The organism is Streptomyces sp. NPDC046122 (assembly GCF_056429965.1).
Genome location: NZ_JBWKLQ010000007.1, coordinates 301,321 through 314,859, shown reverse-complemented (window position 1 = coordinate 314,859; position 13,539 = coordinate 301,321). Strand labels below are relative to the sequence as shown.

The 13,539-nt window shown below is 72.9% G+C and carries 8 protein-coding genes; 6 read left to right on the top strand and 2 right to left on the bottom strand.

Annotated features, from left to right (window positions below; genetic code table 11):
• Positions 1 to 127 precede the first annotated feature (127 nt).
• Together AC07FK_RS21220 and AC07FK_RS21215 are read left to right on the top strand one after the other, a co-directional pair.
• Entirely contained in the window at positions 128 to 1,030 is a 903-nt protein-coding gene (locus tag AC07FK_RS21220) for a S1 family peptidase (RefSeq protein ID WP_479106457.1), read from the top strand.
• 404 nt (positions 1,031 to 1,434) lie between these two features.
• Positions 1,435 to 2,517, top strand: a complete 1,083-nt coding sequence (locus AC07FK_RS21215; RefSeq protein WP_479106456.1) for a S1 family peptidase — start codon at positions 1,435 to 1,437, stop codon at positions 2,515 to 2,517.
• A gap of 197 nt (positions 2,518 to 2,714) precedes the next feature.
• Here AC07FK_RS21215 and AC07FK_RS21210 read toward each other — a convergent pair whose 3' ends face one another.
• Positions 2,715 to 3,740 carry a DUF3533 domain-containing protein gene (locus AC07FK_RS21210; RefSeq protein WP_479106455.1) on the bottom strand — a complete coding sequence of 342 codons (1,026 nt, stop codon included), beginning with the start codon at positions 3,738 to 3,740 and terminating at the stop codon, positions 2,715 to 2,717.
• 151 nt (positions 3,741 to 3,891) lie between these two features.
• Here AC07FK_RS21210 and AC07FK_RS21205 point away from each other — a divergent pair, with 151 nt between their 5' ends.
• The 3 genes from AC07FK_RS21205 to AC07FK_RS21195 all read left to right on the top strand — a co-directional run bounded on the left by AC07FK_RS21205 (position 3,892) and on the right by AC07FK_RS21195 (position 9,394).
• A complete protein-coding gene (locus AC07FK_RS21205; protein ID WP_479106454.1) occupies positions 3,892 to 7,383 on the top strand; it encodes a DNA polymerase III subunit alpha in 3,492 nt (1,163 codons plus the stop codon).
• A complete protein-coding gene (locus AC07FK_RS21200) occupies positions 7,380 to 8,357 on the top strand; it encodes a DNA polymerase Y family protein (RefSeq protein ID WP_479106452.1) in 978 nt (325 codons plus the stop codon). Before AC07FK_RS21205 ends, AC07FK_RS21200 begins: the two co-directional genes overlap by 4 nt.
• A 176-nt stretch (positions 8,358 to 8,533) precedes the next feature.
• On the top strand, positions 8,534 to 9,394 hold the full coding sequence (locus tag AC07FK_RS21195; RefSeq protein WP_479106451.1) for an esterase/lipase family protein: 861 nt from the start codon (positions 8,534 to 8,536) through the stop codon (positions 9,392 to 9,394).
• A gap of 104 nt (positions 9,395 to 9,498) precedes the next feature.
• On the opposite strand, the gene AC07FK_RS21190 is transcribed toward AC07FK_RS21195, so the two are convergent.
• Positions 9,499 to 10,557 (bottom strand): lytic polysaccharide monooxygenase auxiliary activity family 9 protein, encoded by a 1,059-nt coding sequence (locus AC07FK_RS21190; protein ID WP_479106450.1) that lies wholly within the window; start codon positions 10,555 to 10,557, stop codon positions 9,499 to 9,501.
• Between the two features lie 413 nt (positions 10,558 to 10,970).
• Between AC07FK_RS21190 and AC07FK_RS21185 the strand changes: the two genes are divergently transcribed.
• Entirely contained in the window at positions 10,971 to 13,514 is a 2,544-nt protein-coding gene (locus tag AC07FK_RS21185; protein WP_479106449.1) for a tetratricopeptide repeat protein, read from the top strand.
• Positions 13,515 to 13,539 lie beyond the last annotated feature (25 nt).

Here is a 13,539-nt window from a genome sequence, read left to right as displayed (position 1 = left end):
AATACTCCCGAGGAGCGCTTGTCAGGAGCACGACGTGTCCGGAATCCGGACCCGTTCTCTGACTGCGCCTCACGGACCTGCTCACCCCACGAGCGGGTCACCTACTTCCCCCCGGGAGGAACGAGAAGTGAGGATCAAGCGCACCACCCCCCGCAGTGGCACAGCGAGACGATCCCGCCTGGTCGCCGTCACGGCAGGTCTCGTCGCCGCAGCCGCACTCACCGTACCGAGCGCCAGCGCCGACACGGCCGGCACGTTCAGCGCCAACCAGCTCTCCTCCGCGAGTGACGCGGTCCTCGAAGCCGATGTCGCCGGTACCGCCTGGCACATCGACAAGGCGAAGAACACCCTGGTGGTGACGGCCGACAGCACCGTCTCCGCCGCCGAGATCGCCAAGATCAAGCGGGAGGCCGGTGCGAACGCGTCCGCCATCCGCGTCGAGCGCACCCCCGGCAAGTTCTCCAAGCTCCTCGCCGGCGGCGACGCGATCTACGCCACGAGCTGGCGCTGCTCGGCGGGCTTCAACGTCCGCAACAGCGCGGGTACGTACTTCTTCGTGACCGCCGGCCACTGCACCGACGGCAACCCGCCCTGGTACACCAACTCCTCCCGCACCACGAGCATCGGCCCGACGGCCGGATCGAGCTTCCCGGGCAACGACTACGGCCTCGTGCGGTACGCGAACACCTCGCTCTCGCACCCCGGCACCGTCGGCAACCAGGACATCACCAGCGCGGCCAACGCCACGGTCGGCATGTCCGTCACCCGTCGCGGTTCCACCACCGGCACCCACAGCGGTTCCGTCACCGGCCTCAACGCCACGGTGAACTACGGCGGCGGCGACATCGTCTACGGCATGATCCGCACCAACGTGTGCGCCGAGCCCGGCGACAGCGGTGGTCCGCTGTACTCCGGCACCCGCGCCATCGGTCTGACCTCGGGCGGCAGCGGCAACTGCTCCTCCGGCGGCACGACCTTCTTCCAGCCGGTCACCGAGGCGCTGAGCGCGTACGGAGTGAGCGTCTACTAGAGGAGCCGTCCGTACCACGGGCCCTGAGCCCGAAGGACGCAGCCAGCGGCACACGTGTCCCCGTCCGGTCCGACCGGACGGGGACACGTTCGTTCCGCAACCCGCTGCGACGCGAGCTGAGTTGACCGCGATGCGTGTCGTGGCCGCCGGAATCCGGCCCGCGAGGGCGAGTACCGGACAGGACTAGTCCTCACCCGCTGCTGCCCGAGTGATCGCACCCGGTGTTCGCGAACGTGACCGGCGCAAGCGGCGCCCGGCTTGTAAAGACCTCGGGGGCGCACGGGGGTTGTCGTGTGCGCGTCCTGAAGTCGACCTTGTGTGCTACCGATCAGCCTCGGAATAGTGGGCGTACTCGGTCCTGCCCCCCACTTCGCAGGGCCGAACCCCCCACAGGAGGTCATTACGTGAAGCACCGACGCATAGCCAAGCGGCGTGTGGCGATCGCGGGAGCAGGCATCGCGGCCCTCGTAGCAGCGGGAGTCACCTTGCAGACTGCGAACGCGAGTGAGGAACCCCCTCAGTACACCGTCAAGACGCTGTCGGCGAGCGGGGCCGGAAAGCTCGCCTCCGACCTCGACTCGCTTCTGGGCGGCGACGCGGCCGGGGCGTACTACGACAGCGAGTCCAAGGCGCTCGTGGTCAACGTCGTGGACGAGGCGGCGGCCCAGGGCGTGCGGAAGGCGGGCGGCAAGGCCAGAATCGTCGAGAACTCCCTCGCCGAACTGAAGGCCGTGCGCAGCACCCTGAGCGACAAGGCCACCATTCCCGGCACCGCGTGGGCCACCGACCCGGTCACCAACAAGGTCGTCGTGACGGCCGACCGTACGGTCAAGGGCGAGGAGTGGGCGAAGCTGGAGAAGGTCGTCGGCGCGCTCGGGCAGAAGGCCGAACTCAAGAAGTCGGCCGGGGAGTTCAAGCCCCTCATCGCGGGCGGCGACGCGATCCTCAACGGCGGCGGGCGGTGCTCGCTCGGCTTCAACGTCGTCAAGGACGGCGCTCCGCACTTCATCACGGCGGGTCACTGCGGCCAGGCCGGCACCCAGTGGACGGACTCCACGGGCGGGGCGCTCGGCACGATGGCCGCCTCCACGTTCCCCGGCAACGACTTCGCGCTCGTGAAGTACGACGACGGGGTCGAGCACCCGAGCGAGGTCAACCTCTACAACGGCAGCACGCAGCCGATCACCAAGGCGGGCGAGGCGACCGTGGGCATGAAGGTGACGCGCAGCGGTTCCACCACGCAGGTGCACGACGGTGAGGTCACCGCGCTCGACGCGACCGTGAACTACGGCAACGGCGACATCGTGAACGGGCTCATCCAGACCACGGTCTGCGCCGAGCCCGGCGACAGCGGCGGTTCGCTCTTCGCGGGCGACACGGCGATCGGTCTCACCTCGGGCGGCAGCGGCGACTGCACGTCGGGCGGCGAGACGTTCTTCCAGCCGGTGCCGGCGGCGCTGGCGGCACTGGGGGCGGAGATCGGCTGACGCCGCCCGACCGCTGAGGCCCCGTCCGGTACGCGCGTACGCCACGTACCGGGCGGGGCCTCGCGCGGTACTTTCGCCGTCGCGAAACCGCGGCCCTCGCGCGGCCGCGCCGACAGCGGGCTCCGGAGCCCGGGCGGCCGCGATTCCGCCGCCGCGGGCTTCAGGCTCCGTGCGTCGTGATTCCGCCGCTGCGGGCTCTAGGTTCCGACCGGGCGCGAATCCGCCGCGGCGGGGCCGCGTCGCCGGGCCGCCATCGCCAGGGTGATCGCGCCGCCCGCGACCGCCCACGCGGCGAGGACCAGGAACGGGCCGAGGAGCGCGTTCCCCCCGAAGTACGCGATCGAGCGCGCCGCCCACGTGCCCGCCCCCGGCGGCAGGGCCGGCCCGATCGCCTCCCAGAACGGCGGCAGCATCGGCAGCGGGAACGCGCCGCCCGCGCTCGGGTTGCCGGCGATCACCACCAGCAGGACCGCCAGGCCGATGCCCACGATGCCGGTCAGCGCCTGGAGCGCGAGCGTGATCGCGCCGACGGCGAAGACGACCAGGGCGCCGAGGCCCCACAGTCCCATGATGCTCCCGGGCAGGGCGCCCAGGATCGGGCCGACGATGACCGCGCCGCCGATCCCGCCCGCGACCGAGTAGAGCGCCATGACGCCGAGCCGGATCACGGCGCGCTGTCCGTTGGCCGGCCGGGAGCCCGCGCTGATCGCGAGGATCGAGGCGCAGAGATAGCCGCCCACACACCACCCCACCACCAGGTAGAAGGCGGAGAGACCGTCGAAGTCCTGGTCGGAGGCCGGGGCCACGTCGACGGTCTTCACCTCGCGCTGCTGGGTGGCCTCGACCTTGGTCACGAGGGTGGTCAGGGCCGAGGACAGCACGGTGCCGCCGCCCGAGGCGACCAGCAGGGTGTCGGTCTTCGACGCGGGGGCGACGATCAGCGCGCCGTCGATGTCACGGTTCATGATCTGCCGGCGGGCGGTGGCCTCGTCCGCGACCGCCCGGGGATCCAAGGGATCCCCGGGCAGCCCTTCGAGCTGCTGGACGAGCCGGCCGGACACCTGCTCGGGCGCCACGACCGCGAAGGGGACGTCCCTCATCTTCGGGTCGTGCAGCGCCCCCACGTACGACGTGATGAACAACAGCTGGAGCGCCAGCACGCCGATCACGAGCAGCGCGGCCCGTGGCGTGACGGCGTTCTTCACCTCGTCGACGAAGGTCATGCCCCCACGCTCGGCGGCCCCCGGAGTTTGCGCAGGTGGGGCCGGGCCGAATGGCTGAGGACGCGGCTATCGCACGTGCGTTCGAAACTTGGTCTATGGTGGAGATGGGGGAGGTGAGAGCAGGATTGATTCAGGGGACTCAGGAGGTGCGATGCCCGCGTTCACGCATCTGCACACCGTTTCGGGGTTCTCCGTGCGCTACGGCGCCTCTCACCCCGAGCGGCTGGCCGCGCGTGCCGCCGAGCACGGCATGGACGCCCTCGCCCTGACCGACCGCGACACCGTCGCCGGCGCCGTCCGCTTCGCCAAGGCCTGCGCGAAGGCCGGCGTCCGCCCGCTCTTCGGCGCGGAGCTGGCGCTGGGGCCGGGGGAGCGCACCCGCGACGAAGAGGGGCGTACGCAGCGTCGGCGCACGCCGGTGCGCGGCGGTGCCTTCGTCGACGAGTCCGCGCCCCGCGCCACCTTCCTCGCCCGGGACGGCGCGGCGGGCTGGGCGGACCTCTGCGAGCTGATCACCGCCGCCCACGAGGCCGGCGGACGCAACCCCGTCCTGGAGTGGGAGCGCAATCACGGCGACGGGCTCACCGTGCTGCTCGGCCCCGGCTCCGACGTCGGCCGCGCGCTGGCCGCCGGCCGGCCCGACCGGGCCGCCACCCTGCTCGCGCCCTGGCGGGAGGTCTACGGCGACGCCCTGCGCCTCGAAGTCGTCCACCACGGCCGTACGGGCACGGGCCCCGGCTCGCTGCGGCTGGCCGCCCGCACCCTCGGCCTCGCCGCCGAGCAGGGCGTGGCCCCCGTGCTCACCAACGCCGTCCGGTACGCCGACCCGGGCCTCGGACCGGTGGCCGACGTGCTGGACGCGGCCCGCAGACTCGTCCCCATCGACCCGCGCGGGCCCCTCGACAGCGGTGAGCGCTCGCTCAAGAGCGCGGCGGAGATGGCGCGCGCCGCCGAGCTGGTCGCGGAGGCCGCCGGTTACCGCCGCGCCGCCGCCCACCGGCTGCTGGCCCTGACCGAGGAGACCGCCGCCGCCTGCCGCGTCGACCCCGAGGACGACCTCGGGCTCGGCACCGTCCACTTCCCCGAACCGCACCTCGTCGGCGCGGGCCGCCGCACCGCGCAGCGCGTGCTGGCGTCCCGGGCGGCCGCCGGAATGGTGCTGCGCGGCTACGACCGCGGGCCGCGGGCCCGCGCGTACTGGGAGCGGATGCACCACGAGCTGGACATCATCGCCCACCACGGGTTCGCCTCCTACTTCCTCACCGTGGCCGGGGTCGTCGACGACGTGAAGACCATGGGCATCCGGGTCGCCGCGCGCGGCTCCGGCGCGGGTTCGCTCGTCAACCACCTCATCGGCATCGCCCACGCCGACCCCGTCGAGCACCACCTGCTGATGGAGCGCTTCCTGTCCAAACGGCGCTCCGCGCTGCCCGACATCGACATCGACGTCGAGTCCGCCCGCCGCCTGGAGGTCTACCGCGCGATCATCGGCCGCTTCGGCGCCGAGCGGGTCGCGACCGTCGCCATGCCCGAGACGTACCGGGTGCGGCACGCCGTACGGGACGTGGGCGGCGCACTGTCCATGGACCCGGCCGAGGTGGACCGTATCGCCAAGGCTTTCCCCCACATCCGGGCGCGCGACGCCCGCGCCGCGATGGAGGAACTGCCCGAACTGCGCGAGGTGGCCGACGAGAAGGACCGGTACGGACGAATGTGGGAACTGGTCGAGGCGCTCGACGCACTGCCGCGCGGGATCGCCATGCACCCGTGCGGCGTGCTGCTCTCCGACGCCTCGTTGCTGCGCCGCACCCCCGTCATGCCCACCAGTGGCGAGGGCTTCCCCATGTCCCAGTTCGACAAGGACGACGTGGAGGACCTCGGGCTGCTCAAGCTCGACGTGCTGGGCGTCCGGATGCAGTCGGCCATGGCGCACGCGGTCGCGGAACTGCGGCGGGCGGCGGACGTGGCGCTCGACCTCGACGACCCGGAGCAGGTGCCGCAGGGCGACCCGGCGACGTACGGACTGATCCGCTCGACCGAGACCCTCGGCTGTTTCCAGATCGAGTCGCCGGGCCAGCGCGACCTGGTCGGCAGGCTCCAGCCCGCGACCTTCGGCGACCTGGTCGTCGACATCTCGCTGTTCCGGCCGGGCCCCGTCGCGGCCGACATGGTGCGGCCCTTCATCGAGGCCAGGCACGGCCGCGCGCCCGCCCGCTACCCGCATCCGGACCTGGAGGAGGCGCTGCGGGAGACGTACGGCGTGGTCGTCTTCCACGAGCAGATCATCGAGATCCTGCGGATCATGACGGGCTGCGACCGGGGCGAGGCGGACCAGATGCGGCGCGGGCTCTCCGACCCGGAGATCCAGGCGCAGATCCGGGCCTGGTTCGCGGAGCGGACCGCGCAGCGGGGTTACTCGCCCGAAGTGACCGCCCGTACCTGGGAGATCGTCGAGGCGTTCGGGTCGTACGGCTTCTGCAAGGCGCACGCGGTCGCCTTCGCCGTGCCGACGTACCAGTCGGCGTGGCTGAAGGCCCATCACCCGGCCGCCTTCTACGCCGGGCTGCTCACGCACGACCCCGGCATGTACCCGAAGCGGCTGCTGCTCGCGGACGCGCGGCGGCGCGGGGTGCCCGTGCTGCCGCTGGACGTCAACCGGTCGGCGGGCGCTCACCAGATCGAACTGGTGTCTGGCGAAAAAGGCGCTAAAGGCTCTTCTAGTGGGATGTGGGGTATCCGGCTCGGGCTCATGGACGTCCACGGCATCAGCGAGGCCGAGACCGCGCGGATCGAGGAGGGCCGCCCCTACTCGTCGCTGCTCGACCTGTGGCAGCGCGCCCACCCGAGCAGGCCCGTCGCCGAACGGCTCGCCCAGGTGGGGGCGCTGGACGCGTTCGGCGCCAACCGCCGTGACCTGCTCCTGCACCTGTCCGAACTCCGCGCCGGGCAGCGGACCTCCGGCGCGTCCGGCGGTCAGCTCTTCCTCGGTGAGAGTCAGAAGGCGGCCCCGGCCGGCCTGCCCGACCTCACCGAGGCGGAGCGCCTCAGCGCCGAGCTCGGCGTCCTCGGCATGGACGCCTCCCGGCACCTGATGGGGGACCACTACTCCTTCCTCAAGGAGCTGGGCGCGACCTCCGCCAAGCGGCTGCGGATGGCCGAACACGGCCAGACCGTCCTGGTCGCGGGCGCCAAGGCCGCCACCCAGACCCCGCCGGTCCGCTCCGGCCGCCGGGTCATCTTCACGACCCTCGACGACGGTACGGGGCTGGTCGACCTCGCCTTCTTCGACGACAGCCACGCGGCGTGCGCCCACACCGTCTTCCACTCCTGGCTGCTGCTGGTGCGCGGAGTGGTGCAGCGGCGCGGGCCGCGCAGCTTCAGCGTGGTCGCGTCGGCGGCCTGGAACCTCGCGGAACTCGTGGAGCTGCGGCGCACGGGCGGCCTCGACGCGGTCGCCGCGCGGCTGGCGGCTCCCGCCGGCCCGGCGGACGAAGCGCCGGGCAAGGACGGGGCGGACGACGGCCGGACCATCCAGATGCCCACCGGCTACCGGATGAACCCGTGGGCGGACCTCCGGCCCGCGGGCGAAGGTGCCCCGACCGGGCGCAAGTTGTGGCATTCGAGCCCGGGGAGCGCGGGATGATCCTTTACGTACGCTTCCACGTCGCGGGCGCCGAGCTGTCCGAGGCCGCGCTGCCCACGCTGCTCGGGCTGATCGAGGACATCACCCCCGTCGTCCAGGCGCTCCCGCCCGACGGCGCACTCGTCGACGTCCGGGGCGCCGAGCGGTACTTCGGGCGGGACGCGGCCGGGCTCGCCGCCCTGCTGCGGGTGCGCGCCCTCGCGCACTGCGGCGCCGACTGCACGATCGGCGTGGGGGCCAATCCGCTGCTGGCCAGGACCGCCGCGCAGGACGCGCCGCCGGGCAGGACGCTGGTCGTACCCGGCGACCCGGAGGCCGTCGCCGCGTACCTCGGCCGCAAGCCCGTCGCCTCGCTCCTCGGCGTCGGCCCCGCCACGGCCCGCACCCTCTGCTCGTACGGGCTCGACACCGTCGGCAGGGTCGCCGCCGCACCGCTTGCCACCCTCCAGCGGATCGTCGGCGCGCGGGCGGGGCGCGAACTCCAGGAGAGGGCGCGCGGCATCGACCGTACGCCGGTCGTCCCCAACGCGGCCTCCCGCTCGCTCGCCGCCGAACGGCGCTTCGACCGCGACGAGCTGGACCCGGTCCGCCACCGCCGCGCCCTGCTCTCGCTCGCGCAGGAGGTGGGGGTCAGGCTCCGCGGCGAGGAGCAGGTCTGCCGCTCGCTGGCGCTCACCGTGCGCTACGCCGACCGCTCCACCACCACCCGAACCCGGACCATGCCGGAGCCCACGGCCCACTCGGCGGCGCTCACGGCCACGGCGTACGGGCTCTACGCGGCTCTCGGCCTGCAGCGGGCCAGGGTGCGGGCCGTCGCGCTGCGCGCGGAGGGCCTGACTCCGGCGGAACAGGCCGCGCACCAGCTGACGTTCGACCCGGCCGACGAGAAGGCCCGCCGGATCGAGGCGGTGGCGGACCGGGCGCGGGCGAAGTTCGGCCCGCGGGCGGTGCTCCCGGGGTCGCTGTCGGCCTGACGGCTGCCTAACGGAGCAGTCGGACCCCTCTTGTTGACTCTTCGTCAACTTTTACCTACGCGTCACTTCACTCCTCATCTACTCGCGCGTAATTTATGGCCAGCACGGCATCTGTGTGATCCGGATCACGTCCCCCTTCCCCTTGAGTTCCCCTTGAGCCGCAAGGAGATCACCCGATGCTGCCCTGGAAGCGCGCCCTCAGACCGGCCGCCGCCCTGCTCCTGGTGCTCGCCGCCACTCTCACCCCCACCGCCACGGCGAGCGCCGCCGCGTCCGCCCCCACCAGCGGGTGGAACGACTACTCCTGCCGGCCGTCCGCCGCCCATCCCCGCCCGGTCGTCCTCGTCCACGGCACCTTCGGGAACTCCGTCGACAACTGGCTCGGCCTCGCCCCGTACCTGGTCAAGCGCGGCTACTGCGTCTTCTCCCTCGACTACGGGCAACTCCCCGACGTGCCGTTCTTCCACGGCCTGGGCCCGATCGACAAGTCGGCGCAGCAGCTCGACACGTTCGTCGACACGGTGCTCGCCGCCACCGGCGCGCCCGAGGCCGACCTCGTGGGGCACTCCCAGGGCGGTCTGATGCCGCGTCACTACCTCAAGTTCCTCGGGGGAGCCGACGAGGTGAACGCCCTCGTCGGCATCGCGCCCGACAACCACGGCACGACGCTCCTCGGGCTCACCCGACTCCTCCCGTACTTCCCGGGCGTCGGTCACCTGCTGACCGCCAAGACGCCGTCCCTCGCCGACCAGATCGCCGGGTCCGCCTTCCTGACCAGGCTCAACGAGGGCGGCGACACCGTTCCCGGGGTGCGCTACACCGTCATCGCGACCCGGTACGACCAGGTGGTCACCCCTTACCGCTCGCAGTTCCTCGACGGCCCCGGCGTACGGAACGTGCTGCTCCAGGACCTGTGCCCGGTCGACCTCTCCGAGCACGTGGCGATCGGACTGATCGACCGGATCGCGTTCCACGAGGTGGCCAACGCCCTCGACCCGGCCCGGGCCACCCCGACCACCTGCGCGTCGGCGGCCTGAGACAGGGCTGCCGCCCCCACCCGGGAAACGAGGTGGGGGCGGCAGCGGTCGTGGGGCGCGGGCCGCACGGGCCCGGTCGTACGCTCCGGCCGTACGCGGGCCGGTCAGCGGCGGGCGGCCCTGCGGCGGGCGGAGCCGAACATCACCGCGGCGCCGACGGCCAGCGCGGCGGCGCCGCCGATCGCCAGGTACGGGGTGGCGCCGTCGCCGCCGGTCTCGGCCAGGTTCTCGTCCGCGCCGCCGGCGGCGACGGGCCGCGCGGTGTCGCTCTTCGCCTCCGGCGCGCTGGCGGCGGGCTGCTCGGCGGCGGGCTTCTCGTCGGCCCGGCCGCCGTCGCCGGTGGCGTCCTGGCCGGCGGCGTCGTCCTGGCCGGCGGCCGGGGCCGTCGCCTCGGCGCCGGTCTTGTGGTCGCTGTCGCCGTGGCCGCCGTGCTCCACGGACGACTCGTCGGCGCCGTCCGCGATGTCCTGCTCGCTCGGCGCGGACGCGGCCGGGGCCGGGGCGGCGCCGGCGCCGCCGCCGTTGTCCTCTCCGAACACCACGTCGGAGCAGGTGTAGAAGGCTTCCGGGCTGTCCGAGCGCTGCCAGACGCTGTAGACGAGGTGGCGGCCCGACTTGCCCGGGACCGTGCCGTCGAAGACGTAGTCGCCGTTCTCCATCGCCGGGTCGGTGACGCTGACGAACGGCTCGGCCTCCAGGTCGGACCACTTCAGCGGCTTGGCCGGGTCGTAGCCGTCCTTGGTGATGTACAGGTCGAACGAACCCCTGTGCGGCGCGGTGCCCTTGTAGCGGAAGGTGTGCTTGCCCGCGGTGAGCTTCGACGACGGCCAGTCGGCGCGCGGGAGGTCCAGGCCCCGGTACTTGTCGTTGCCGGCGCTGCACAACTTCCCGTCCGGGATCAGCTGCCGGTGCTTTCCGGCGGCGTTCGCGATGTTCACTGCGTTCCAGTCGTAGAACGCCTGCCCGCCACTGGCGGCGACCGCCGCCTTGCACGCCGCCGAGTCGGGGCTCTCCGGACCCTCCGCGTAACACGCCGACACGCGGGAGACCGGGTCCGTCATCGAGCCGTGGGCGGAAGCGGGAGCGGCGGACAGGACGGTCAGCGCGAGCGGCGCGACGCCGAGGGCGGCGACCGAGGCGGCGGTACGGCGACGAGCGGTCATCGGGACGTTCTCCTTGCGATGGGGGAGCGTGTGGGGGCACGGGGGCGGGGATCGAGTCCGCCGGCGCAGCCCCCCGAAACCAGCGGCGCCGACGGACTGAACCCCGCCCCGGCACTCAGCACGCTAGCCCCGGAAACCGGCGGGAACCGCTGCTGAAAGGGGTGCCGGGCGATCTTTATGCTGGGTTTAAGGAGTCGCTAAGAAGGGCCTGAGGAACCGGCGGCCGGCGGGCCTGCCGCGCGGCGCCGGGGCGGTCGTTGCGCTGTCTACCACCGGCTTTTCGCCTAGCGTGGAGAGCGGGGACCGTTCCTCGCTCGGAGACGCGCATGTTCAACCGGCGAAGGGAAAGCGAAACCAGTCTGACGTCCCCGCTTCCCGCGCCACGCCGGATCGCGTGGTGGGCGTGGAGCGCCGTGGGGACCTTCGCTCTGCTCGGCCTGCTCCTGTGGGCGGGTGAGGACCACCGGGCCTGGACCGACAGCCCGTGGGACGACGGACTGTGGGGCTGGGCGGAGAGCGCCGTGGGGTGGCTGGCGCAGGTGTGCGGTGGTCTGGGCCGGGTCTTCTCGAGCGGCGACGGACTCTCCCTCGGCCAGCGGCTCGGTTTCTTCCTCGTCGTGCTCGGCGTCCTCTACCTCTACTGGAGAGCGACGCGGGCCTGGCTGGCGTACAAGCCGGGCCCGGTCGACGTACAGGACCTCATCGACGCGACGCCCGGGGGAACACTCGGTCTGCCGCCCGAGGACCTGACGGCCGAACTGCGCCAGCAGTTGTCCGGCAGCAGCCTGTACGCACCGACGACGCTGCCCGCCGAGGCGCCGCCGACGAGTTTCCTGGAGCTGGTCGGCGACGTGGAGCTCGACCCGAACAAGATCGGCACCGCGCTGCCGCGCCTGCTGAGCCGGCTGCGGCCCAAACTCGCCTACCGCGTCGGCGGGGTGCTCCGGGTCCGGGCGCAGGGGCCGGAGAAGCTGGGTGTCACGGTGACCGTCACGGCGTACGTGTTCGGCGGAGCCCGTTCGACGACCGTGTGGGGATGCGAGTGGAGCGAGGTCATCCGCAGGGCCGGATGCTGGGTGATCAGCACGCTGCTGCCCGCCACGCGCGCCGGCAGGCAGCCGCCCTGGCGCCGGTGGTGGGGGCGGGAACTCAGCCCCGAGCTGTACGAGGCGTATCAGAACGCGAGTGAGCTCAGCCGGGCCGGCCGGTACCACGAGGCCCTGTCCCGGTACTACGAGGCGATCTCGTTCGACCCGGCCAACCCCTATCTCCGCGGCGAGCTGGCGGAGGTCCAGGAGAAGATGGGGCTGCACATCGACGCGCTCGACACCTGCCAGCGCGCCCTCACCCTCGACGGCCAGACCGCCGAGCAGTACAACCTCCGCCTGTGGCAGCGCTATCGCCCCCTGCGCCACCTCCGGCATCCCCGCCTCTACGCGGAGGGTCTCGGGCTGCGGTACCGCAACGCCATCATCCTGGCGACCGCCGAGGAGACCGTGAGGCAGTGGTACGAGAGCCGCGGCGCCCGCCACCGGGAGACGACGGAGCGGCTGGCGCCCCTGCTCGCGGACCGCTACTGGCCGGCCGCCACCGGTCTCGCGCCTCCCGGCGCCGAGAAGACGGCGCTCCTCGCCGCGCTGCGGCCGTCCGCCCGTCCCCGGCCGGGCGGGAACCGGGAAGCGGACGCCGGGCTGCTCCTCGCCGTGTTCCAGCGGGCCGCGCGACGGGAGCTCGACCGGCTGGCCGACGACGACCGGTGGGCCCGGCTCGCCGGGCTGTACTGGCCGGCCCGGCTGCGGAGCCTGACCGGGGTCGTATGGCCCTTCTCGTACGTCCAGAGCGTCAAGGGCTCGCGTGAGCCGGTGACGCGGGGCGCGCTGCGGTTCAACCAGGAGGTGTGGGCTCCGCTGCGTCTGGCCCCGGGCACCGGAACCCCGGCGTGGGCGGCGGCCGGGGCGCGGGAGGTCGAGAAGCGGATCAACACGGCCCAGAGCCGGGTCCCGCTGCTGCGCCACGTCCTTCCGGTGTGGCGCTGCCGCGACTGGCTCACCCACTACAACAGCGCCTGTGCGTACGCCATGGCGATGAAGGCGGCCGGCGGCGGCCCGGACGGCAGAGAGCAGCACGCCCGGCGTGCCGTGGCGGAACTGGAGAAGGCCGTTCTCGTGCCGAAGGGCGGTTTCACGACGGTGGAGCGCACCTGGATGGTCCACGAGGATCCCGACCTCGACCTGCTCCGGAGCGAGGAGTCGTTCAAGGGCTTCGTCAGGACCGCCTACCCGGGGCTCGAGGCCCCGGACGCGGCGCCTGCGGACAACTGGTCCGAGAAGCAGATGCGGGGTTACGACTACCGGCTCCTCGAAGCGGTCGCCAAGGTGATGCGGCAGGTGTGGAACCTGCGGGGCGAGGAACGCGGGGTCGACATCCAGGTCGCGACCGAGTGGCTCCGCGGCGAATGCGACATCTGGGCGGGCGTCCACGGGGTGACCGACGGCGACCGCTGCGGGCAGTGGGAGGACCGCGTGGACCTCATCGGCCATGTCGGGGCCAGCAGGCAGCCGGATCTCTTCTTCGCACCGGAGTTTCCCCCTCCGATGCTGTGCGACGGCGCCTGCGCGGACGACTGTCCGCCGGACGCCGGCCGCCGTCTCGAACTCCTGGCGCGGGACCTGGCGTCCCAGGAGGGGGAGGCGGGCGTACTCCACCTCAGCAGCCGGCAAGGGCAGGACGTTCTCAGAGAGGCCACGGCCGGCGGAGTCGTACGGCTGAACCGGGCGTCCGTGCGGAAGCTGGCCACCGGGTACGCCGCGGTCTGGCAGACGCTCGGCGAGTGGCTCGGCCCCGAGGACCGCGGCGAAGAGCCCTTCCTCCACGCGCTGGCGAGAGTTCCCCGGCCGACGCGGCGACGCCGTGCGCACCGCTCGGTCGTCGCCGACCGGGCGCGCGTGCGGATCTGAGCCGGACAGGCACGCTCGGCCGCGC